We start from the raw sequence: 22,807 nt of genomic DNA, 5'->3' as shown, positions 1-22,807 counted from the left end.
CATGATGCAAGACAATCAAGAGAGCATCAAGAAGGTTTCTGGTATGTACCAAGAATGGTTTCTTGACTATGCCTCTTATGTAATTTTAGAACGAGCAATTCCATCTATTTATGATGGGTTGAAACCAGTTCAGCGTAGAATTTTACATTCAATGCGCGAGTTGGAAGACGGACGATATAACAAAGTTGCGAACATTGTAGGAAATACGATGAAATATCACCCGCATGGTGATATGGCGATTTCTGATGCAATGGTTCAAATTGGTCAAAAAGAATTGTTGATCGATATGCAAGGAAACTGGGGAAATATTTACACTGGTGACCGAGCAGCTGCGTCGCGTTATATCGAAGCTCGATTAACTAAATTTGCGTTAGAAGTTGTCTATAATCCAAAAACTACAAAATGGCAACCATCTTATGATGGTCGAAATAAAGAACCAATTGATCTTCCAATCAAATTTCCTTTGCTTTTGGCACAAGGAGTAGAAGGAATTGCAGTTGGTTTGTCAACAAAGATTTTGCCACACAATTTCAATGAGTTAATTGATGCGTCAATTTTACATCTGAAAGGAAAGAAATTTCAAATTTTCCCAGATTTTTTAACTTCTGGATTGGTTGATGTTTCCGATTATAATGATGGATTGCGTGGTGGTAAAGTGCGTATTCGTGCAAAGATTTTGCAAGAAGATAAAACAACGTTAAAAATTACGGAAATTCCTTACGGCACAACGACAGGATCTTTGATTGATTCAGTTTTAAAAGCCAATGATAAAGGTAAAATCAAGATCAAAAAGATTGAAGATAATACAGCGGCTGAAGTTGAGATTTTAATTCATCTTGTTCCAGGAAGTAGTCCAGACAAAACAATTGATGCATTGTATGCATTCACGGATTGCGAGATTTCTATTTCGCCAAATGCGTGTGTGATTAATGAACAAACACCAGAATTTTTAACAGTTTCTGAAATTTTAATTCACAATACAAACAATACAGTTGAATTGTTGAAAAAAGAGTTAGAAATTGAGTTAGATGAACTGCAAGAACAATGGCATTTTTCTTCGTTGGAACGAATTTTTATCGAGAATAGAATTTATCACGATATCGAAGAAGAAGAAACATGGGAAGGTGTAATTTCTGCGATTGATAAAGGGCTGAAGCCACATATTGCGCATTTAATTCGTCCAGTTACGGAAGAAGATATTACGCGTTTAACAGAAATTCGAATCAAACGTATTTCAAAATTTGATTTAGATAAAGCACAACAATTTATTGAATCATTAGAAGATAAAATCGAGAATGTAAAACATCATTTAGCAAATTTGATTGATTATGCGATCGATTATTTCAAAAACCTAAAGACAAAATACGGAAAAGGAAAAGAACGTAAAACAGAAATTAGAACATTTGATACGATTGATGCGACAAAAGTTGCCGTTGCAAATACACGTTTTTATGTGGATAGAAACGAAGGTTTTATCGGAACTTCATTGAAAAAAGACGAGTATTTATTCGAGTGTTCTGATATTGATGATATTGTGGTTTTCAAACATGATGGTTCGATGATTGTGACAAAAGTTGATGCAAAAACTTTTGTTGGAAAAGGAATTATTCATGTTGGAATTTGGCATAAAAATGATAAACGTACCATTTATAACTTGATTTATCGCGATGGTAAAAATGGTCCGGCTTATCAAAAACGTTTTGCTGTAACGGGAATTACTCGCGATAAAGAATATGATTTAACGGCTGGTAATAAAGGTTCGGAAGTGTTGTATTTTTCAGCAAATCCAAATGGAGAAGCCGAAGTTGTATCAATTATTTTAAAAACTCATCAACGAATCAAAAAATTAAAATTTGATATTAATTTTGCTGATTTAGCGATTAAAGGTCGTGCATCAAAAGGAAATTTAGTAACAAAATATCCAATCAAAAAAGTAGAATTGAAAGAGGAAGGAGTTTCGACTTTAGCACCTCGTCAAATTTGGTTTGATACGGATACAAAACGCCTAAATGCAGATGGATTGGGGATTTTATTAGGTTCTTTTAAGGGTGATGATAAAATTTTAACGATTAATAAAAAAGGTGAAGCAAAATTGGTTTCGTTTGATTTGAGTAATCGTTTTGACGAAGATTTAGAAATTATCGAGAAATGGAAACCTTCAAAACCGATTTCTTGCGTGTATTATGATGCAGAAAAAGATCGTTATTTTGTGAAACGTTTCCTTTTAGAAGATACATTTTCTCCACAAACTTTTTATACGTTAGAAGATGGTAAATCATCAATAAAAGTTGTTTCGACAGATTATTTACCAGTTATTGAGTTGATTTTCCCAAAAGTAAAAGGTTTAGAAAAAGAACCAGAAGTGATAAATTTAGAAGAATTTATTACAGTTAAAGGAATTAAAGCGCAAGGAAATCAATTGACGACATATAAATTAAAACAGATTAATGTGTTAGAACCGCTTCCATTCGAAGAACCAGAAGAAGAGGAGGAGTCAGAAGAAGAGCCGCAGCCGACGCTATTTGATGCGATTGAGGAGGATAATAATGAAGAAGAAAATATAGAAGAATAATGGGAGACATCTCTATTGTGGCATTAGTCGTTATTGGATTGAATGTTTTGGTAAGTTGGAAAGGTTTTAACGATTTAGCTTTTTTTGAAAAATATAAATTCCAAGTAGGGTCGATATTATATAATAAGGAATACTATAGAATTTTAAGTTCAGGATTTTTACATGTTGATTTTACTCATTTGTTATTCAATATGTTAACTCTTTACTTTTTTGCGAATCCTGTTATCGGTTTTTTTGCAAGTCAAGAAGGATTTTTATTAGGAGACTTTTCGAATGCTAAACTAAATGTAGGTTACGGAATGTTTCTTTTAGTTTTTTTTGCAGCAGTTATTGGCGGAAATCTTTTGTCTTTGTTGATTCACAAGAAAGAAACTTTTTATTCGGCAGTAGGAGCTTCTGGAGGAGTCACAGGGATTTTATTCGCTGCAATTGCAGCTTTTCCTGAAATGGAATTAAGATTATTTTTTGCTTTACCAATTCCAGCCTGGATTTTCGGAATTTTATATTTAGGATATTCAGTTTATGGAATGAAAACTAATTTAGGGAACATCGGGCATTCAGCGCATTTAGGTGGAGCAATTGTGGGATTATTATCTGCAATATTATTTTATCCAACAATTTTACAAATCAATACATATTATATTTTAGGAATGATTGTTCCATTAATTGTATTGCTTGTGATGATTTTGAGAGAACATCGAAAATAAAAAAATAAGACAAAAAAAAAGCATCAAAATTACTTGATGCTTTTTTTATGATAATGTTATAATATTCTTTTTACGTATAAGAATTTTGGTCCCCAATATCTATCATTTAAAGAAGATACCATAACACCTTGAGAAGTAGATGAATGAATAAATTCTAAAACTCCATCTTTATTTCTTCCATGAACAATTCCTACATGCGAAACTCTACCACGACCTCTTGTTGCAAAGAAAACTAAATCTCCTTCCTTTGCTTCGTCTGTACTAACTGTAAAACCTTCTCTTGCCTGATCTGCAGATACACGAGGTAAATTTTTATTGAAAGTTTCGAAAACGTTTCTAACAAAGGCAGAACAATCAATACCACTTCTTGTTGTGCCTCCGTATCGGTAAGGTGTACCAATATACGTTTCTGCTTCTTTTAATAAAAACCCTGCAAACAATTCATTCGTTTCTTCTAAAACGCTGTTTAACACAACCATAGATTTCGCTTCATCGTTAATTTCTATTGGTGTAACATCTAAATTGGCATGTTTATTGATTATTTTAGCTTGAGCTTCAATAGCTCTTGGTTTCGGTACGAAACTTCTCGAAGAATATTCTGTAGCTTCACTAACTGGGGTTAAAGATGAACATGATGTAATAAACATCGTGCAAACCACTGCAGCTACACCTAATATCGATGCTTTCATATATTGAGTATTCGTTTGTATAAATTTTAATAGCACCGCTAAAGTAATTGTTAAAATTATAACTCATTATATATAAGAGTTGTTTTGACAAAATATTAACTTCCTTAACATTTTTTAACAAAAACATATTCAAAAAAACTTTTAAATATATTTGGAAGTCCAAAAAATTGTTCTACATTTGCACTCGCTTTTCACAACAAGTGGTTAAGCCGTCATGCGGCCCATTCGTCTAGTGGTTAGGACATCAGGTTTTCATCCTGGAAACAGGAGTTCGATTCTCCTATGGGCTACATAAAAGTGTTTTAGAAAATTATTAAATTAATTTGGCGAGATAAAATATTTGTTTATATCTTTGCCGAACTAAAATAGAAAGAGATTTAAGTTATGGCAAATCATAAGTCAGCATTAAAAAGAATTAGACAGTCAGCGGTAAGACGCGATCGTAATAAATATTATCACAAATCAGCTCGTACAGCTATTAAAGCTTTAAGATCTGAGTCTGATAAAAATGAAGCAGAAACAGTTTTTCCGAAAGTTTCTTCAATGATTGATAAGTTAGCAAAAAGAAACATTATTCACAAGAATAAAGCTTCAAACTTAAAATCAAAGTTAGCGAAACATATTGCGGGATTAGCTTAATAAAATAAAAGTGGTCCCTTCGTCTATCGGTTAGGACACTAGATTTTCATTCTAGAAAGAGGGGTTCGATTCCCCTAGGGACTACAAATTAATAGATGGATTGCATTATTGCAATCTTTTTTTTCCTTGTTCATAGTTGTTGATTTTTTAAACAACCAGTAGAATACTGTGTAAAGGAAATTGTTTTTTGTGTTTTGTTTGTAAAGGTTAATCATAATGTTTAGATGATTAATCGGGAATGAAAATGTCGCTGTATAATTCAACTTGGTTCAAATTATTAGAATTATACATCGACTTTTCTACAACTCCCAACACAAAATGACGTTCATTCAAAATAAATAATATTCGAATTAATTAATTCATATTAAGTGGTCCCTTCGTCTATCGGTTAGGACACTAGATTTTCATTCTAGAAAGAGGGGTTCGATTCCCCTAGGGACTACAATTTGACTTGATTAAAAAAAATAGTATAAATTTTTCGAAAATTGTTTGGTAATAAAAAATAAACGTTTATTTTTGCACCACAATAATACGAAAGGAGGTCCCTTCGTCTATCGGTTAGGACACTAGATTTTCATTCTAGAAAGAGGGGTTCGATTCCCCTAGGGACTACTAAAAAGCATTCAGATTTGGATGCTTTTTTTATTTTGAAATAGTTTAGTTTATATTGATTTATTGCGATCAATAAAAAAGCGTTTGAGGAAATAAACTTCAAACGCTTTTTGCTTTTATAAAAGATCCTTTTATAGCTTTGGAATAGCTTCTATCAATTCTTTGGTATAGTTTGTTGTCGGATGCGCATAAACCTTGTCTGCATCGTTCAATTCTTTCATTTCTCCGTGTTGCATCACCAATAATTGATCGCTCATATATTTTACAACCGCCAAATCGTGCGAGATAAATATATAGGTAAATCCAAATTCTGTTTTCAAATCATTTAATAAATTCAAAACTTGTGCCTGAACAGAAACATCCAACGCAGAAACAGATTCATCACAAATGATAAATTTAGGATTTAAAGCCAAAGCACGAGCAATCCCGATACGTTGACGTTGCCCACCAGAGAATTCGTGCGGATATTTGTTCAAATCTTGATCTGATAAACCCACTTTTTGTAAAAGAGATGAAGCCGTTTTTAATCGCTCAGCTTTATTCAGACCAATTTTATGCACTTGCATTGGTTCTGTAATAATTTGCGCAATGGTTTGGCGAGGATTTAAACTTGAATATGGATCTTGGAAAATAATCTGAATTTCTCTTCTTAATTTACGAATTTGCTCTTTTTTTAGTTTCGTAATATCTATACCATTATAATAAATTTCGCCGGCAGTTGGTTTTTCTAATAACAAAACCGTTCTACTCAAGGTTGTTTTTCCAGAACCCGATTCGCCAACCAAGCCCATTGTTTCACCTGGATATACTTTGAATGAAATATCATCGACAGCTTTTACATTCGGGATTGTAGCGTTTCCAAATAGAGTCGAAGGATAGAAATATTTCTTCAAGTTCTTAACCTCTAAAATTGGAGGATTTACATAAATTTTTTCGTGAAAAGCTTCTCGTTCTTCTTCTGTATAGATTTCAGTTTTGAAATTTGGATTTTCTAAGAAATCTTTCACCGTAGGTAAACGTTTTGCGCGTTCATCCAATCGAGGTCGACAAGCAATTAAACCTTTTGTATAATTTTCTTTCGGATGATTAAAAATAGTTTCCACATTTCCTTGTTCTACAACATTACCACGAAACATCACCAAAACTTCTTCGCAAACATTTGCAATTACGCCCAAATCGTGAGAAATAAACAACATGCTCATGTTATTTTTTTCTTGTAATTCTTTCAATAAATCTAACGTTGCTTTTTGTACCGTAACGTCCAAAGCTGTTGTTGGTTCGTCAGCAATCAATAATTTCGGCTCGCAAGAAATCGCCATTGCAATCATTACACGTTGCTTTTGTCCACCAGATAATTCGTGCGGATAGGCTTTATAAATACGTTCGGGATTTGGTAATTTTACTTGTTCAAAAAGATGAAGAACTTTCTTTTTAGCTTCTTCTTTCGATAAATTTTGATGCAAACGAATCTCTTCTTCCACTTGTTCCCCGCAACGTAAACTTGGATTTAGAGAAGTCATTGGTTCTTGAAAAATCATTCCGATTTCATTTCCTCTTATTTCCTCCAGTTCTTTAGGCGAAAGTTTAAGCAAATCGATCATTTTATCATCTTGACGAAAAAGAATTTCACTTTCGGGATGAATTGTCACATTAGGAGACAATAAACCCATAATTGCCAATGAAGTTAATGACTTTCCAGAGCCGGATTCTCCAACAATTCCTAATGTATCACCTTGTTCTACTTTGAAATTGATGTTATTCAAAACTTGTTTATCTCCAAAAGAAATCGATAATTTTTTGATCTCGATAATATAATGTAAATCTTGCTTTTGCATGGCAAATTGTTGCTTGATAAATGAAGTGGAAATTTAGTGATTTTTTAATCATTTTCTCGAATCAATAATTTCTAAGATTTTGTATTTATAAATTTTGTAATTTTGCTACGAATCAAAACGTTGTGATTTTTATTTTTTTTTATTAATTTAGATGTATTGATTTACTGGCTTATAAAAACTTATAACAAGTCAGTTTTTTAAATTCGAAGAATGGATACATACTCCCAGATTTCGACATTGTTTTTAGTCGCTAATCACAATGTCGCCGATGAAATTTCTGTAGCAAAACTTTTGCTTACAATTTTCCTTGTTTTATTAAATGGTTTTTTCGTTGCAGCCGAGTTTGCAATTGTAAAAGTACGTTCGTCACAAATTGAAGTTAATCAAGATATTAACGAAAGAACTTCAAATGCTGCAAAACGAATCGTTAATCATTTAGATTCTTATCTTGCCGCAACACAATTAGGTATTACATTAGCTTCGCTTGGTCTTGGTTGGGTTGGAGAAAGCTCTTTAACACCTGTAATCGTAAAACTTTTTGAAGTAGTTGGTTTAACTTCTCCTTCTTGGACAGCGATTGCGCATAATGTTGCATTCCCAGCAGCTTTCGTTATCATTACTATTTTGCACATTGTTTTTGGTGAGTTAGCGCCGAAATCTATTGCGATTCAGTATCCAACAAAAACTACTTTTACAGTAGCTTGGCCTCTTCGTGCATTTTATTTTGTTTTCAAACCTCTTATTGTTTTAATGAATGGTTTGGCAAATGTAATTCTTCGTGCGATTGGAATTCATCCTATTCATGGAGGTGAAATTCACACAGAAGAAGAGTTGAAAATGATTATTACAGAAAGTTCTGAAGGTGGAGCAATTGAAGAATCTGAGCGTAATTTAATTCAAAATGTGTTTGAGTTTGATGATCGTCGAGTGATGAATATTCAAACATTACGTAAAAATGTTTCTGCAATTAATATTAATACTTCTGTAAAAGATGCGTTAGATTATGCGATTAATGAAGGTTATTCGCGTTATCCTGTTTACGAAGAAGAATTTGATAATATAAAAGGTATCATTTACGCTAAGGATTTAATCAAGCAATTATTGGAAAATCCAAATCAAACTGAAATTGAAGGATTGTTGCGAGAGCCAATTTTTATCTCAGAAAATGCATTGATTAAGAATGTAATGAAACAATTTCAGAAAAAACATATGCAAATTGCAATTGTAACAAATGAAGTTGGTGAAGTTGCAGGAATTGTTTCGATGGAAGATATTTTGGAGGAGTTGGTTGGAGAAATTCAAGACGAATATGATAACGAAGATCCGATAGTTTCTCGTGTTTCTGAAGGTGTTTATAATATAAATGCACACAACGCGATAAGCGATATTAATCGTTTAGTACCGTTTAGATTCGAAGAAAGTGAACATTATGATACGTTGGCTGGATTGATTTCTGAATGTTATCCTGATAAAGAATTAACAGAAGGAGATTTGATTGATTTGGAAGAATATACAGGAACAATTATCAAAATGTACCGAAATTCTGTTGAGCAAGTTCAATTGAAAGTGAAAGATGAATTGATTGAAAACTTTCGCGATGAACCAGATTCAGCAGAAGATGATGAAAATTAATCATTAAAAAATATAGAATAAAAAATCCGCTCATTAGCGGATTTTTTCGTTTTTATAAATCTTCTTTTCGTTGTAAAGGTTGATCGTAGCGCATTTTTCGGAAAACATTAATCAAGGTTACAACATCTTTTTCACAATAATCTTTGATGCGTTCTACATTGTTTTCATCGTAATAAACTCGTGCAACTTGTGAACCATCGATATCATCTTTTGGTGTTGGAATTTCGAAAACATTTGCCAATAAATCTAACGATGTAAAGTTCTTGTAATCGCCAAATTTCCATAATTCCATTGTATCCAAATGCTGAACTTCCCATGGCTTTTTACCAAATAATTGCAAAATAGCTGGAATTTCAATTTGATTAATCATCATTCGGCGAGCTATATACGGAAAATCAAACTCTTTTCCGTTGTGTGCACATAAAATATGATCAGGCTTGAAAAAATTTTCAATCAACATTGAATTAAAATCTTCTAACAATTTCTTTTCGTCGTGACCATAAAAACTTTTGATATGAATAAAAGAATCTTTAACTACAATTCCGACTGAAATGCATACAATTTTTCCAAATTCAGCCATAATTCCAGCACGTTCGTGGTAAAATTCTTCAGGAGAAATTTCATTATTATTGCGTTGATAAGCTGTTTTCTTTTCCCAAAGAGCTTGTGTTCTTTCAGACAAAAGATTCCAATCATCGGTTTGTGGAACCGTTTCGATATCTAAAAATAATATTTTACTGTAAGGAATTCGTTGGATCATTTTCTTTCACTTTTTGATTAATTCTCATTGCTTCGTCTACCAATCGGTAAACATCGCCATCTGCAATTGGATGATTGTTTGGTTGATCATTATGCGTTTTTCCAGTTCGAACAATAACTAATTTTTCTGAAGGAATTACAATGATACGTTGTCCCAAATGTCCTAACATTGCATAAAAAGGCGTTTTGTAATTGTAATCCATCCAAACTGAATAACCATAAATTTGTGACTCATTTGGTCCGAATGCTTTTTTGTTTGGTAAAACCATTTTCTGAACAAATACTGAATCTAAAATTTGTTTTCCGTACCAATTTCCATCATTCAATAATAATTGTCCAAGTTTGGCAAAATCTCGCGCTGTTGCATTGAAGCAACAATAGGTTTTCTCCATTCCTTTCGGATTATCTTTCGACCATTGTGCATCTAATTCCATACCCATTGGTTGCCAAAATTCTTCTTGAAAATATTGTGATAACGATTTATTTTTTAACGCGCGTTCAATCACAATTCCTAATAATTGCGTGTCACTCGATTGATATTTGAAATGTCCACCAGGTTGAGAAACAAATTTTCGAGCTAACATTTGTTTAACTATATCATCGCCATAATATGCTTTTGCAGTAGGATTTAGAGGAAAATAATAATCTTCGTCCCAATCATAACCAGAAGTCATCGCAGATAAATCACCAACGGTGCATTCAGCTCCAAATTTATCGTTTTTAAATTCGGGAATAAAATCTGTTATTTTTTGATCTAAACCTTTGATATAACCTTGTTCAATCGCTTTTCCTAACATCATTGTCGTGAATGTTTTCGCCATCGAAAAAGAATTGGTAATATCATTTTGCGCATATCCATTGAAATAATATTCGCTCAAAATTTGATTATCTTTTATAATAACTAACCCAGCAGTTCCGAAATCGTTCATCTCCTTTTCGAAATTAGCTGACAACGGAAATTGATTATAATCTAAATGTTGATGCCAAACTCGCGGTGCATCTGCCAAAATTACATTGTTATCAAAATCTTTGTAATCGTTGATATTTGCAGTGCTTTCACCTTTCATATAGGTTAATTTTACGCCACGAAAAATGTAGTCATTCCCTGTTGCATAAAGAATTAGGATTAATACACAAATGATTACGATGAACCATTTTATTATTTTCCAAAGTATTTTCATTTCAAAAATTTAGAATCTTTTACTAAAATAAGCTTTTACTATTAAATAATGTTAAAATTCTATCATTTCGGAATCATATTTGTTGAGTTATTGTGTATCTTTATACAAGAAAATTAAATCTAAAAAATAAATATTATGGCTTTTGAATTAGCAAAATTACCTTATGCATTTGATGCATTAGAACCTCATATTGACGCAAAAACAATGGAAATTCACCATGATAAACACCATGCTGCGTACACAAATAATTTGAATGCTGCTATTGAAGGAACTGATTTAGCAAACGCTACAATCGAAGAAATTTTAGCAAAAGGAACTGACAAACCTGCTGTTCGTAACAATGGTGGAGGTTTCTATAATCACAATTTATTCTGGGAAATTTTAACTCCAGGTGGTGCTAATCAACCAACTGCAGAAGTTGCTGATGCAATTAACGCTGCTTTTGGATCTTTTGAAGCTTTCAAAGATGAGTTTTCTAAAGCTGCTGCAACACGCTTTGGTTCTGGATGGGCTTGGTTAATCGTAAAAGATGGAAAATTAGTTGTTACATCAACTCCAAATCAAGATTCTACTTTGATGCCGGTTGCTGATGTACAAGGATTTCCAGTTTTAGGATTAGATGTTTGGGAACATGCTTATTACTTAAACTACCAAAACCGTCGTCCTGATTATATTGAGGCTTTCTTCTCTGTAATTAACTGGGATAAAGTTGCGGAAAGATATGCATCTGCAAAATAATAAGGTTTAAAAAAATTAAACAATACAAGACTTGTGTAGAAATACGCAAGTCTTTTTTTATCTTTGAACTATGGGAATAATTATTTTAGAAAATATAAAAATATATTCGAATCACGGATGTTTAGATGAAGAAGCACGTATTGGTTCTGATTATTTGGTTGATTTGGAAGCGCATGCAGACTTTACGAAAGCAACAGAATCGGATGAATTGATAGATGCTTTGGATTATGTTTCGTTAAATAAAATTGTGAAGGAAGAAGTAGGTATTCGTTCAAAACTTTTGGAACATGTTTGTAAAAGAGTCTTAGATCGTATAGGTCAAGAACTTACGAATGTCACGTATGCAAAAGTAAAATTATCTAAGCTGAATCCTCCTATTGGTGGGCATGTAGAAAAAGTGAGTGTTATTTTAGAAAAATCGTATTAAACTTTTTTTTTCTGAAATTATTGCTATATTTGCAATCCAAAACAACGGGAATGGTTCCTTGACCGAGAGGCTAGGTAGCGGTCTGCAAAACCGTCCACAGCGGTTCGAATCCGCTAGGAACCTCAAAAAGCACTAATCAATTTGATTAGTGCTTTTTTTATTTTCGTCCATTTATTTTTCCACAAAAAAACCTCACAATAGGTATCGAAAAGCTTTTAAATCTATCAACTATTAACTGCTTTTGATAGTTATTATCTTATGCAATATTGTGAAAACAACAATATTATATATAAGGATGATTTTAGTTGTTTTGAAGTCTGTTTGATTTTTATATTAAGTCATTTTGTAAGAAGCATAAAAATTTATTTTTTACAATTTTTTTCATCTTCTGAAAATCAGGTTGTGCGTTTTAGTACAATTATTATGTTAAAAATAGTTAAAACGTCATGTTTAAAATTTTACTTAATTATTCCATTAAATAATAAACAAAATCATTCATTATTTATGTTAAGTAAATTCTAATTAAAATTGAATGAAAGTTAAAATAATCTCGAAGTTAAAGATGTCAAATATCATTGTAGCATCAATTTATATTAAACATGAGAAAAAAATTAACTTCATTAAGCTTATTCGCTTTTCTTGGTTTTGCTGCATTTTCGTATGGGCAAACGAAAGGAATTATAAATGATGGCAATGGTTTTCCAGAAGCAGATGTGCAAATTAGAATCAAAGGTTCAGACAAAGTAGCTTACACAGATGAAAATGGAGAATTTGATATTGATGCTAAAATTGGTGATATTTTAATCATTAATGGAAAAGATTATGTTGTTTCGAGCAATCATTTAGGTGTTATTAAATTACAGTCTAATACTACTGTAGATCTTGCAGAAACGGTTGTAACCGCTTTTGGTGTACAGAAAAAGGAAACTGTAGTTGGTTCTGTGGGAACTATAAAAGCTGAAGATATAGAAAACAGACCTTTATCTAATGTGGCAAAAGCTTTAGATGGTGCTGTAGCTGGCGTACAAGTTTCAACTGGTTCTGGTCAGCCTGGTTCTGGATTGGAAGTGCAAGTTCGAGGAGTAGGTTCTTATAACTTATCTAGTTCGCCATTGTATGTTGTAGACGGGGTTATCTACACAGGAAGTTTACAAGATTTGAATCCAAATGATATCGAATCATTGACCGTTTTAAAAGATGCTGCTTCAACTTCTTTATATGGAGCATCAGCTGCAAATGGAGTTGTTATGGTGACAACAAAAAAAGGTAAAAAAGGTAAAGGATCTTTTAGATTATCTTCAAATACAGGAGTTGTAACGAGAGCTATACCAGAATATTCGAGAGTTGGAGCTGGAGATTATTATGTTGCTACTTGGGAATCTATGCGAAATGGCTATTTAGCTTCAAATTCTTCTGCAACATTAGCACAAGCGAATGCTTATGCTTCAACGAATTTAATTACAAATAATCTTAAAAATAATATTTACGGAGTTGCCGATAATCAAGTTGTTGTAGATGGAGTTTTAACTTCATCTGATGCTTTATACAATGATTTTGATTGGCAAGATTATATCTCTCGTGTAGGGTCTTTTCAAAAGTATGATATAGATTATTCGGGTGGTGATGAGAAGACAACATATTTTGCAGGTTTTGGTTATAATAAAGAATCTGGTTATGTGATAAAATCTGATTTCGAACGTTATAATGCACGTGTAAATGTAGATTCTCAAGTTACAGATTGGTTAAAATTAGGAACTAATTTATCAGGAAGTTTAATTAAATCGAATCAAGCTGATTCTAGTGGAGGTTCTTCTTATATCAATCCATTTTATTTTACACGAGCAATGGGGCCAATTTATTCGCCTTATTTGTATGATGCAAATGGACAACGTGTTTATGATACAGAAGGAAATCCTGTTTATGATGGAAACGAATCTCGTGGTAGAGGTTCTAGTGCAAGTTCTGGACGAAATGTGTTGCAAGAAACTTTGTTGAATAATCAATATCAAGATTCTAATTCTATTAATTCAAGATTTAATGCAGAGATTAAACTTGCAAAAGGTTTAACATTTACTTCAAACTTATCATATGATGTAAGAAATTACAAATACAAAGAATATGGTAATAAAGAAATTGGAGATGCGTCTGGTACTGCTGCTTTAGAAATTACGGAATATAAGTATACAGGTACAACATTCAATCAAATCTTAAATTATAGAAAATCATTCGGTTTACACAACTTCGATGCAATCTTAGGTCACGAAAGTTTTGAGAGAAAAACTGATTATTCTAATATTCGTAAAACTGGAGAAACTGTTTCTGGTATTTATGAACTAGTCAATTTCTTGAATACAACAAGTGCAACGGGGTACAATTACATCATTAGAAAAGAAGGATATTTTGCACGCGTTAACTATGATTATGCAAGCAAATATTTGTTGTCTGCTTCTGCTCGTTTAGATAAGTCATCTCGTTTTTCGGATGAAAATAATCAAGGTATTTTCTGGTCTGTAGGTGGTGGATGGAATATCCACAAAGAAGATTTCTTAAAAGATTCATCAGTTATTAATGAATTAAAATTACGTGCTTCTTATGGACAAGTTGGGAATGATGGCGGAATTGGCGAAGAACCAGGTTATGAGGTCGATTTAGATTTATATTCTTTGGGATATAACAATGGGACAGAATCGGGAGTCTTACTTGGTCAAGTTGGTAATTCTAACTTAACATGGGAATCTAAAAATTCGTTTGATGTAGGATTAGATTTTGCATTGTTCAGAAATAGAATTTCAGGATCATTAGAATATTATTTACAAGATGTAAAAGATATGATTTTCGCTGTTCCTGTGCCAAATTCTGCTGGAGTTCCAGGAAATTCTATTTATCAAAATATTGGTAAAATGAGAAATCAAGGAATCGAGCTTTCATTAAACTTTGGGATTGTTAGAAATGATAAATTCTCATGGGATTTAGGTCTGATTGCTGCTCATAACGAAAACGAAATGTTGAAAATGGCTAATGGAAAAGATGATGCAATTATCAATGGAACAAAACGTATTGCAGAAGGTCATTCTTTGTATGATTTCTGGTTGCGTCAATGGTATGGTGTAGACTCTTCGGATGGAGCAGCTTTGTATGTTCAAGATCCAACAAAAGCAGACGATTCTAATACACGTACAGTTAACGGAACTAAAGTAACTACTAATTATGCGAATGCATTGTATGATTATTCAGGATCATCATTACCAGATGTTTATGGTAGTATTACAAATAATTTCAGAGTTGGAAATTTTGATGCTTCAATTATGTTGAATTATCAATTAGGAGGAAAAACATATGATAGTAATTATGCGTTATTAATGAGTTCTTATCCACAAGGACAAGCAATTAGTACAGATATGTTATCAGCTTGGAAAAGTCCAGGAGATGTTACAAATGTGCCAATTATGAGTACTGCGAATACAACAAATGCTTCTGCTGCTTCGTCAAGATGGTTGGTTAGTTCAGATTATTTAACAATCAAAACAGTACAATTAGGTTACAATTTCGATAAACGAGCAATTGAAGGAATTGGTTTAAGCAATTTGAGAGTTTATGTTTCTGGTGAGAATTTATATTCTTGGACCGCAAGACAAGGTTTAGAACCAGCGCAGTCATTCAACGGTACAACAACTTATCGTTACACTCCGTCTCGAACAGTAAGTTTAGGACTAAATGTTTCTTTCTAAAAAAATGAATTTACAATGAAAAAGATAAAATTATTACTAGTAGTTATTGGATTATCATCATTTTCGTTATCATCATGTAATGATGATTATTTAGATGTTGTTCCGACATCCTCAGTAAGTGATCAAACAATTTATTCTACAGCAGATAACTTAATGGCTGCAATAAATGGAATGCATAGAAATATGTATGTTAGACAAAATGAATCTCAAGGTAATAATGGTTATACAGCACAACTGATTATTACAGATGTAATGGGAGAAGATGTTGTATTTCCTTCTACTGGAAATGGCTGGTTTGTAAGTGAATTAAGATGGATTTCTCAAAGCAACAATTCTTCTACAACTTCATCTTATCCTTGGACATTTTGGTACGAAATGATCAAAAATGCTAATAACATTATTACATACGGAGATGATGCATCGGGAGATCAGGATATAAAAGATCAAGCTATTGGAGAAGCCTATGCTTACCGTGCATTTGGATATTTTCAATTAGTTCAGTTGTATGGTAAAAGATATGTAGCAGGTGCCGCAAATTCTGATTTAGGAGTTGTTTTAAGAGATGATCCAAAAGATGTTGATCCAAAAACGCGTGCAACTGTACAAGAAGTTTATACTGAAATTTGGAATGATTTAGCCAAAGCAGAAACTTATTTAACAGGAAAAAAAGCGTCTAATGCTTCACATTTTTCGATCGAAAATGTAAAAGGTATTATGGCAAGAGTTGCTTTGGTTCAGCAAGATTATGCAAAAGCTGCTGAATATGCTAACGAGGTAAAATCACAATTTTCGTTAATGTCACAAACGCAATACAAAGCTGGGTTTAATGATTATTCAAATCCAGAATGGATGTGGGGCGTAACAATTCAAGAAGATCAATCCGACTATTTCGGAAATTTCCATGCTTATATGTCTCGAAATTACAATTCATCTCAAATTCGTACTGCTCCAAAAGTGATGAATACCAATTTGTACAATGCTTTTCCAACAACAGATGTTCGTACGCAAGTTGTGGATCCGACAGGAAAGCATACAAGTTTAGATTTACCGTCTAACTATTCACTATTTGCATATACATCTCAAAAATTTTTAGCACAAAGTACATCAAGTTCTTTAGGAGATGTACCGTTTATGCGTGTGGCAGAAATGTATTTGATAGAAGCAGAAGCGTTATATAAATTAGGAAAAGAAACAGAATCTAAAGCAGTATTAACAACTTTAGAAAAAGCAAGGGATACATCTTTCACAGGATTTACAACTTCTGGGGATGCATATTATCAACAGATTTTACTGAATAGACGAATCGAATTATGGGGAGAAGGATTTAGATTCTTCGATTTAAAACGATTAGGTCAAAAATTAGATCGTACAGGAGCAAATCACAATGCAACTGTTATTAACAACGTTTATACAATAGAGCCAACAGATTTAAAATGGCAATGGATAATTCCTGTCGCTGAAATCAATTCGAATCCGTTGTGTGAACAGAATCCATCGTGATAACATTTTTTATATATATCTTCTCCTCATAGAGAAATATAACATTTTTAGAGGTTTTCCATTTGGAAAGCCTCGATTTTATTTAAAAAAAAATTATGTATACTAAAATATAGTAAACAAAAAAAAACTCAAGTGATTCACTTGAGGGTTTTTGTTATTTTTCTGCTTTTATGGTATTATTTAAGCTATTCTTTTGATTTTTTTGACGCTCTTTTTCTTCGTCAGATAATTTATCTTCAAGATTTATTTTCACATCATTCAGCATTTCTTTGAATTTTTCAGGTTGCATCATATAATATTTGTAACTCTCAGAAAATTGATGAAATGTGATATCATAATTTTTCATAATATCTACCGCATCTTTTGCTAAATCGATACTTTGATCTTGATTTTGAATAGGAAACATCTGCAATCCTTGTTGACTAATATATAAATCAGTAAGAATATCAATCATTTCAGATTTACCGATGAGATCTTTTGGTTTGTCGTAATTTTTTGGTGCGCAACTAAAAATACTCAAAAAAATCAGTGATAAAAAGATCAAGTTTTTCATAATTTGCCAAATATTTTTCTTAATCGTAACGAAATTACACCAAAAACGGCTTCTCCAATAATATCAGAACTAATTTTTGATTCGCCTAAAGTTCTGTCTGTAAATATAATTGGAACTTCTTTTAGTGTAAATTTTTTAATCCAAGTTTTGTACTTCATTTCAATCTGAAATCCATACCCTTTGAATTGTATTTTATCCAAATCCAGAGACTTCAACACGTTTGCTCTATAACCAACAAACCCTGCTGTAGCATCATGAACAGGTAATCGCGTGATGATGCTCACATATTTCGACGCAAAATAAGACAATAAAACTCTGTTCATTGGCCAATTCACAACATTTACACCATTAGAATAGCGTGAGCCAATAGCTAAATCGGCACCATCTGCTAAAGCTTGGTATAAGCGAGGTAAATCATTTGGATTATGCGAAAAATCGGCATCCATTTCGAAAATATATTCGTATTTATTTGCTAAAGCCCACTTAAATCCATGTACATAAGCGCGTCCTAAACCATCTTTTGTGGTACGAATTTCTAAATGCAAACGTCCATTAAACTCAGGAATCAAACGTTTTACAATATCATTCGTTCCGTCTGGAGAACTGTCGTCAACAATAAGCACATCAAATGCTCCGTCAACAGCCAAAGCTGCACGAATAATGGCTTCTATGTTTTCTTTTTCGTTATAGGTCGGGATAATAACTAATTTGTCCGACATAAATATTATTTTGTGGGCATAAAGATAGTTATAAGATTGTTAGTCTTTTGTATTTTTGAAAAAATTATGAAAACAAACGATTTAATCTCGATAGGAAAAAATACACTTGGCAATGATACTGTTCTTATTGCTTTGACGGTGTGTTTGTTATTGGTTTGTGCAGCAAAATACTTGTTTGCGAAAAATTTCAAAACGCTAGATAATAAAACCGAATACATGAGTTTTACAGATGATAATACGACGTTATTTAGTTTTATTGTCAATGGTGTGACGGTTTTACTGATAAGTTTGTTGTTGGTTTCGTATTTTGATATTACGTATAATCATATTCCAAATTTTAAGTTTTATTATCTTTCACGTGTCGGAATTACCTTTGGTTTAATCAGTTTGATTATGCTCTTTAGGTTGATGATTGAGGTAATTTTTTATCGTGTTTTCTACGAATCTAGTTCTGTTTCATATTTTATGAAAAGTTCGAGTTTTGTTAATGCAAAAAATGTTTTACTCTTACTTATTATTTGTTTTTTGTTTTTTTACACACAAATTAACAAAGATTACTTGATGGTGATTGGCTTTATTTTGTTGTTTTTGAATAGAATATTCGAAATTTATCATATATATGCAAAACAAATAAGTGACAATAAATCAGTTTGGTATTATAATATTTTGTACCTTTGCACCCTAGAAATTTTACCTATAATGGTATTAGCAAAACTATTAATTGTAGGTAAAGTAATCTAAAATTACTATGAAAGTTAAATCAATATTAGTATCTCAACCTAAGCCTCAGGCAGAAAACTCGCCATACTACGAGATTGAAAAAAGAAATAAAATCAAAATTGATTTTAGACCATTTATCCAAGTTGTCGGAATAGACGCTAAAGAAGTAAGACAACAAAAAATTGACTTTAGCAAAGTGACTGCTGTAATTTTTACAAGTAGAAACGCTATTGATCATTTTTTTCGTTTAGCAGAAGAAATGCGCTTTACTGTTCCTGACTCTATGAAATATTTTTGCGAATCAGAAGCAATTGCATTCTATTTACAGAAATACATTGTTTACAGAAAACGTAAAATTTATATTGGAGAAAAAGTTTTTGCGGATATGGTGCCTTTATTTAAAAAGCACAAAGACGAAAACTTCTTATTACCAGCATCTGATGTTTTAAAACCAAATGTTCCTACTTTATTAGATAGTTTAGGATTAACTTGGCAAAAAGCAACTTTGTTTAGAACTGTATCGAGTGATTTATCTGATTTGTCTGATGTAAAATACGATATTTTAGTATTCTTTACACCTTCAGGAATCAAATCATTATTTGAAAATTTCCCAGATTTCGTGCAAGAAAATACAAGAATTGCCGTTTTCGGAAAATCGACAGTAGATCAAGCAAAAGAGATGGGATTACGTGTAGACATTGAGGTGCCAACACCACAAACGCCTTCAATGACAATGGCGTTAGATAAATACGTGAAAGAAGCAAATAAATCAAAATAATATTCGCTTTACCCTTCTCTCTAATTAAAAAATATGTAAATTAAAGAGATGGAAAAAAGATGGGAAATAAAAGAACAGCCCAATACTGAAGTTGTTAAGGATTTAAGAGAATCGCTTAACATATCTGAGGTGCTTGCTATTTTATTAGTCCAACGTGGAATTACGAATTTTGCTCAAGCCAAATCGTATTTTAATCCATCCTTAGACGAATTGCATGATCCTTTTTTGATGAAAGGAATGTCTGATGCGGTTTCACGTATCAAAAATGCAATTGATGATGAAGAAAATATCTTAATATTTGGAGACTACGATGTAGATGGAACGACAGCTGTAACTTTGTTTTACGAATTTCTGACTTCTATCTACTCGAAAGTCTTTTTTTATATTCCAGACCGAAATAATGAAGGTTATGGAATCTCTCAACAAAGTATAGAATTCGCTGTACAAAATAATATTTCACTTGTTATTGCTTTAGACTGTGGGATTAAAGCACACGAAGAAATAAAATATGCACAATCAAAAGGCATAGATTATATTATTTGTGATCACCATTTACCAGATCGTTCTGTGCCAAAAGCGTACGCTGTTTTAGATCCGAAACAAAAAGGTTGTCGCTATCCTTACAAAGATTTGAGCGGTTGTGGCGTTGGGTTTAAATTGGTACAAGCTTATACCGAGAAATTTAATCTTCCGAAAGAAAATCTTTTATCTCTTTTAGATTTAGTTGCAGTAAGTATTGCGGCTGATATTGTTCCGATTACAGGAGAAAATCGTGTATTGGCTTTTGCTGGTTTGAAACGATTAAATTCAGAACCTCGTTTAGCTTTTCAGCAATTAATTCCGACTAATATTAAAAATAATGTCAATATTTCGAATGTTGTTTTTTCTATTGCGCCAAAAATTAATGCTGCAGGTCGTATAAAACACGGTTCGGAAGCGGTTCGTTTTATGTTGAGTACAGATGAAGAGGATTGCCGTAAATATTTGAATGATATAAATTCATTAAATAATGAACGCAAAACCTTGGATCTTGATATGACACATGATGCACTTTTTCAACTGGATCAAATTAATACCAAAGAAAAATATTCGACCATTGTTTACGATGCTTCTTGGAATAAAGGAGTAATCGGAATTGTTGCTTCTCGTTTGGTCGATTTGTATTATAAACCAACCATTGTTTGCACGAAGAATAATGAAGGCGAAATTGTATGTTCGGCTCGCTCTATTCAAGAGTTTGACATACATTCGGCAATCGAAAAAAACAAAGATTTGTTAACACAGTTTGGTGGACATATGGCTGCTGCTGGTTTGGCAATGAAAGAAGAAAACTTTGAAGAATTCAAGATTAGATTTGATCAAACAGTGAAAGAAATGTCGAATGGAAAACATTTTACGCCATCAATTTTGATCGATAAAGAGATTTCTTTTAAGGATATGACACGTTCTTTCTTGGAATCGGTGATGCGAATGGCGCCTTTTGGACCAGATAATATGAATCCTGTTTTTATTTCGAAGGATTTATTAGCAACGGATTTCCGATTAGTTGGTAAAGAACACGCGCGTTTGTACGTACATCAGCGAGATACACGTATTACGTTTCCTGCAATTGGTTTCAAATTAGGGAAATTTGGACCAAAATTAGAGAAAGGACAATCGTTTGATATGGTTTACACAATCGGAATGAATTATTGGCAAGGAAAAGGAACTTGGCAATTGAATATCAAAGATATTCGCTTCAACGATTAATGATGTCCTTCTATAACCAAAACCATTTCACCTTTTAAATTTCTTTTTTCAGCTATTTCGGCTAATTCAGTTAATGTTCCGCGTAAAGTTTCTTCAAATTTTTTCGAGATTTCGCGTGATAAACTTGCTTTGCGTTCAGCTCCAAAAGCTTCGGCTAAATCTTTTAATGTGCGTCCAATTTTATGTGGAGATTCGTAGAAAATCATCGTTTTCTTTTCTTCTACTAATGAATCTAATTTCGATTTTCGACCTTTTTTCACAGGTAAAAATCCAACAAAAGTAAATTCATTATTTGGTAATCCAGAAACAACTAATGCAGGAACAAAAGCGGTTGCACCTGGTAAACATTCGATTACGATATTATTTGCTACACATTCTTTTGCTAATAAATAACCTGGATCAGAAATACCTGGAGTTCCGGCATCAGTAATAATCGAAATGATTTGACCATCTTTTAGCTGACGAATAATATCTTCAGTTGCTTGATGCTCATTGTGCATATGGTAGCTACGCATTGGAGTAGAAATTTCGAAATGTTTCAGTAAAATACCACTATTTCGCGTGTCTTCTGCCAAAATCACATCCGATTCTTTTAGCACATCAACCGCTCTAAATGTCATATCTCCCAAATTTCCGATTGGCGTCGGAACCAAATATAATTTTCCACTCATGCGACAAAGTTACAAAGTAATTTCAAAAGAAAAAGCCAGCAAATTAGCTGGCTTCCTATATTATTTCAAAATATCTGCTAAATCTGCAATATCTTCAGCCGAAACTTTGTCCAAAATTTTGTCTAAATCTGTTCTAGGAATATCTAATTTCGAATCGATAACCAATACATTTCGTAAACCGTTAATTCCAAAAATCATTTTCTTAACTCGTCCGCCATCTTCTTGTAATGAAATGTTCAAACGGCTGTCTTTCGCTTTGAATTTTACTAAGTTCTCATATTTTTCACCACGCATAGATGACTGCAAATCATTCATGATTCTTTTTTGCTTTCCTTGTCCAGCATCTGAAACAACAAAAACTTTAGCCGATTTTAAATAATTAAATAAATCTGTTCCACCAGCTTTTCCAGCTAATTTCAACGCAAAAGAAGGTAAAGGAATTACAGTAGATTGATTATCATATTTTTTGTAGAATTCTTGCATGTTGCTTGTTGTACCGCAAGATTGCAATGTTAACAATACTGCTATAAAAGATAAACCGATTATTTTTTTCATTGTTGTTGTGTTTATAAATTAGAAAAAGCTATTACAACTCTCG

General features: G+C 32.5%; 19 protein-coding genes and 5 tRNA genes. 16 read left to right on the top strand and 8 right to left on the bottom strand.

The genetic code is table 11. The annotated features are described in order from the left end of the window. The first annotated feature begins 4 nt into the window (after positions 1-4). Entirely contained in the window at positions 5-2,572 is a 2,568-nt protein-coding gene (locus tag B3578_RS09045; RefSeq protein WP_219034066.1) for a DNA gyrase/topoisomerase IV subunit A, read from the top strand. After that, entirely contained in the window at positions 2,572-3,279 is a 708-nt protein-coding gene (locus B3578_RS09040; RefSeq protein ID WP_291047993.1) for a rhomboid family intramembrane serine protease, read from the top strand. Before B3578_RS09045 ends, B3578_RS09040 begins: the two co-directional genes overlap by 1 nt. A 56-nt stretch (positions 3,280-3,335) precedes the next feature. Here the strand turns inward: B3578_RS09040 and B3578_RS09035 are convergent, their stop codons facing one another. After that, positions 3,336-3,968 (bottom strand): C40 family peptidase, encoded by a 633-nt coding sequence (locus B3578_RS09035; protein ID WP_038334971.1) that lies wholly within the window; start codon positions 3,966-3,968, stop codon positions 3,336-3,338. Between the two features lie 218 nt (positions 3,969-4,186). Here B3578_RS09035 and B3578_RS09030 point away from each other — a divergent pair. The 5 genes from B3578_RS09030 (at position 4,187) to B3578_RS09010 (ending at position 5,219) form a co-directional block, all read left to right on the top strand. Next, a tRNA-Glu gene (locus B3578_RS09030) sits at positions 4,187-4,258 on the top strand. A gap of 94 nt (positions 4,259-4,352) precedes the next feature. Continuing rightward, positions 4,353-4,607 (top strand): 30S ribosomal protein S20, encoded by a 255-nt coding sequence (gene rpsT, locus B3578_RS09025; RefSeq protein WP_038334974.1) that lies wholly within the window; start codon positions 4,353-4,355, stop codon positions 4,605-4,607. 12 nt (positions 4,608-4,619) lie between these two features. Continuing rightward, positions 4,620-4,691 (top strand) — tRNA-Glu (locus B3578_RS09020). Positions 4,692-4,977: 286 nt separating this feature from the next. Continuing rightward, positions 4,978-5,049 (top strand) — tRNA-Glu (locus B3578_RS09015). 98 nt (positions 5,050-5,147) lie between these two features. Next, a tRNA-Glu gene (locus B3578_RS09010) sits at positions 5,148-5,219 on the top strand. Between the two features lie 131 nt (positions 5,220-5,350). Here the strand turns inward: B3578_RS09010 and B3578_RS09005 are convergent. After that, complete coding sequence (locus B3578_RS09005; protein ID WP_291048055.1) at positions 5,351-7,072, bottom strand: ABC transporter ATP-binding protein; 1,722 nt, start codon at positions 7,070-7,072, stop codon at positions 5,351-5,353. Positions 7,073-7,264: 192 nt separating this feature from the next. Between B3578_RS09005 and B3578_RS09000 the strand changes: the two genes are divergently transcribed. Then, the gene (locus B3578_RS09000) at positions 7,265-8,686 is read left to right on the top strand and encodes a hemolysin family protein (protein ID WP_114998216.1); all 1,422 of its coding nucleotides are present in this window, start codon (positions 7,265-7,267) and stop codon (positions 8,684-8,686) included. Positions 8,687-8,738: 52 nt separating this feature from the next. Here B3578_RS09000 and B3578_RS08995 read toward each other — a convergent pair whose 3' ends face one another. Further along, positions 8,739-9,446, bottom strand: coding sequence for a 3'-5' exonuclease (locus B3578_RS08995; RefSeq protein ID WP_038334981.1), 708 nt, complete (start codon positions 9,444-9,446; stop codon positions 8,739-8,741). Continuing rightward, positions 9,421-10,626, bottom strand: a complete 1,206-nt coding sequence (locus B3578_RS08990) for a serine hydrolase domain-containing protein (RefSeq protein WP_219034028.1) — start codon at positions 10,624-10,626, stop codon at positions 9,421-9,423. Before B3578_RS08990 ends, B3578_RS08995 begins: the two co-directional genes overlap by 26 nt. A 135-nt stretch (positions 10,627-10,761) precedes the next feature. On the opposite strand from B3578_RS08990, the gene B3578_RS08985 reads away from it, so the two are divergent. From B3578_RS08985 to B3578_RS08965, 5 genes are all read left to right on the top strand, one after another. Further along, positions 10,762-11,364, top strand: coding sequence for a superoxide dismutase (locus tag B3578_RS08985; protein WP_219034029.1), 603 nt, complete (start codon positions 10,762-10,764; stop codon positions 11,362-11,364). 70 nt (positions 11,365-11,434) lie between these two features. After that, positions 11,435-11,791, top strand: a complete 357-nt coding sequence (gene folB, locus B3578_RS08980; RefSeq protein ID WP_219034030.1) for a dihydroneopterin aldolase — start codon at positions 11,435-11,437, stop codon at positions 11,789-11,791. 52 nt (positions 11,792-11,843) lie between these two features. Beyond that, positions 11,844-11,914, top strand: a tRNA-Cys gene (locus tag B3578_RS08975). Positions 11,915-12,390: 476 nt separating this feature from the next. Beyond that, the gene (locus B3578_RS08970; protein ID WP_291047984.1) at positions 12,391-15,519 is read left to right on the top strand and encodes a SusC/RagA family TonB-linked outer membrane protein; all 3,129 of its coding nucleotides are present in this window, start codon (positions 12,391-12,393) and stop codon (positions 15,517-15,519) included. Positions 15,520-15,534: 15 nt separating this feature from the next. Continuing rightward, positions 15,535-17,019, top strand: a complete 1,485-nt coding sequence (locus B3578_RS08965) for a RagB/SusD family nutrient uptake outer membrane protein (protein ID WP_286494932.1) — start codon at positions 15,535-15,537, stop codon at positions 17,017-17,019. 154 nt (positions 17,020-17,173) lie between these two features. On the opposite strand, the gene B3578_RS08960 is transcribed toward B3578_RS08965, so the two are convergent. Together B3578_RS08960 and B3578_RS08955 are read right to left on the bottom strand one after the other, a co-directional pair. After that, a complete protein-coding gene (locus tag B3578_RS08960) occupies positions 17,174-17,572 on the bottom strand; it encodes a DUF4296 domain-containing protein (protein WP_286495291.1) in 399 nt (132 codons plus the stop codon). Continuing rightward, positions 17,569-18,291, bottom strand: coding sequence for a polyprenol monophosphomannose synthase (locus B3578_RS08955; protein WP_280037302.1), 723 nt, complete (start codon positions 18,289-18,291; stop codon positions 17,569-17,571). Before B3578_RS08955 ends, B3578_RS08960 begins: the two co-directional genes overlap by 4 nt. 66 nt (positions 18,292-18,357) lie before the next feature. Here B3578_RS08955 and B3578_RS08950 point away from each other — a divergent pair, with 66 nt between their 5' ends. Genes B3578_RS08950 through recJ form a run of 3 tightly spaced genes read left to right on the top strand, consistent with a single transcriptional unit; the run spans position 18,358 to position 21,538 of the window. Next, positions 18,358-19,032: a DUF4271 domain-containing protein gene (locus B3578_RS08950; RefSeq protein WP_221854394.1), complete on the top strand. Its 675-nt coding sequence runs from the start codon at positions 18,358-18,360 to the stop codon at positions 19,030-19,032. 7 nt (positions 19,033-19,039) lie between these two features. Further along, positions 19,040-19,789 (top strand): uroporphyrinogen-III synthase, encoded by a 750-nt coding sequence (locus tag B3578_RS08945; RefSeq protein ID WP_019974792.1) that lies wholly within the window; start codon positions 19,040-19,042, stop codon positions 19,787-19,789. Positions 19,790-19,837: 48 nt separating this feature from the next. Then, on the top strand, positions 19,838-21,538 hold the full coding sequence (gene recJ / locus B3578_RS08940) for a single-stranded-DNA-specific exonuclease RecJ (RefSeq protein ID WP_221854393.1): 1,701 nt from the start codon (positions 19,838-19,840) through the stop codon (positions 21,536-21,538). On the opposite strand, the gene rsmI is transcribed toward recJ, so the two are convergent. After that, a complete protein-coding gene (gene rsmI, locus B3578_RS08935; protein WP_221854392.1) occupies positions 21,535-22,209 on the bottom strand; it encodes a 16S rRNA (cytidine(1402)-2'-O)-methyltransferase in 675 nt (224 codons plus the stop codon). The genes recJ and rsmI overlap by 4 nt on opposite strands. A gap of 60 nt (positions 22,210-22,269) precedes the next feature. Continuing rightward, positions 22,270-22,764, bottom strand: coding sequence for a DUF4252 domain-containing protein (locus tag B3578_RS08930; RefSeq protein ID WP_038336746.1), 495 nt, complete (start codon positions 22,762-22,764; stop codon positions 22,270-22,272). Positions 22,765-22,807 lie beyond the last annotated feature (43 nt).

Origin of the sequence: Empedobacter sp. UBA1574, from assembly GCF_002322895.1 — a bacterium.
Classification (GTDB): domain Bacteria; phylum Bacteroidota; class Bacteroidia; order Flavobacteriales; family Weeksellaceae; genus Empedobacter; species Empedobacter falsenii_B.
The sequence above is the reverse complement of the archived record's forward strand: the minus strand, read 5'-3'. Positions and strand labels throughout refer to the sequence as shown.

Coding starts and splice junctions, on each gene's coding strand:
- B3578_RS09045 (WP_219034066.1), top strand. CDS start 5: ATGCAAGACAATCAAGAGAGCATCAAGAAGGTTTCTGGTATGTACCAA.
- B3578_RS09040 (WP_291047993.1), top strand. CDS start 2,572: ATGGGAGACATCTCTATTGTGGCATTAGTCGTTATTGGATTGAATGTT.
- B3578_RS09035 (WP_038334971.1), bottom strand. CDS start 3,968: ATGAAAGCATCGATATTAGGTGTAGCTGCAGTGGTTTGCACGATGTTT.
- rpsT (WP_038334974.1), top strand. CDS start 4,353: ATGGCAAATCATAAGTCAGCATTAAAAAGAATTAGACAGTCAGCGGTA.
- B3578_RS09000 (WP_114998216.1), top strand. CDS start 7,265: ATGGATACATACTCCCAGATTTCGACATTGTTTTTAGTCGCTAATCAC.
- B3578_RS08995 (WP_038334981.1), bottom strand. CDS start 9,446: ATGATCCAACGAATTCCTTACAGTAAAATATTATTTTTAGATATCGAA.
- B3578_RS08990 (WP_219034028.1), bottom strand. CDS start 10,626: ATGAAAATACTTTGGAAAATAATAAAATGGTTCATCGTAATCATTTGT.
- B3578_RS08985 (WP_219034029.1), top strand. CDS start 10,762: ATGGCTTTTGAATTAGCAAAATTACCTTATGCATTTGATGCATTAGAA.
- folB (WP_219034030.1), top strand. CDS start 11,435: ATGGGAATAATTATTTTAGAAAATATAAAAATATATTCGAATCACGGA.
- B3578_RS08970 (WP_291047984.1), top strand. CDS start 12,391: ATGAGAAAAAAATTAACTTCATTAAGCTTATTCGCTTTTCTTGGTTTT.
- B3578_RS08965 (WP_286494932.1), top strand. CDS start 15,535: ATGAAAAAGATAAAATTATTACTAGTAGTTATTGGATTATCATCATTT.
- B3578_RS08960 (WP_286495291.1), bottom strand. CDS start 17,572: ATGAAAAACTTGATCTTTTTATCACTGATTTTTTTGAGTATTTTTAGT.
- B3578_RS08955 (WP_280037302.1), bottom strand. CDS start 18,291: ATGTCGGACAAATTAGTTATTATCCCGACCTATAACGAAAAAGAAAAC.
- B3578_RS08950 (WP_221854394.1), top strand. CDS start 18,358: ATGAAAACAAACGATTTAATCTCGATAGGAAAAAATACACTTGGCAAT.
- B3578_RS08945 (WP_019974792.1), top strand. CDS start 19,040: ATGAAAGTTAAATCAATATTAGTATCTCAACCTAAGCCTCAGGCAGAA.
- recJ (WP_221854393.1), top strand. CDS start 19,838: ATGGAAAAAAGATGGGAAATAAAAGAACAGCCCAATACTGAAGTTGTT.
- rsmI (WP_221854392.1), bottom strand. CDS start 22,209: ATGAGTGGAAAATTATATTTGGTTCCGACGCCAATCGGAAATTTGGGA.
- B3578_RS08930 (WP_038336746.1), bottom strand. CDS start 22,764: ATGAAAAAAATAATCGGTTTATCTTTTATAGCAGTATTGTTAACATTG.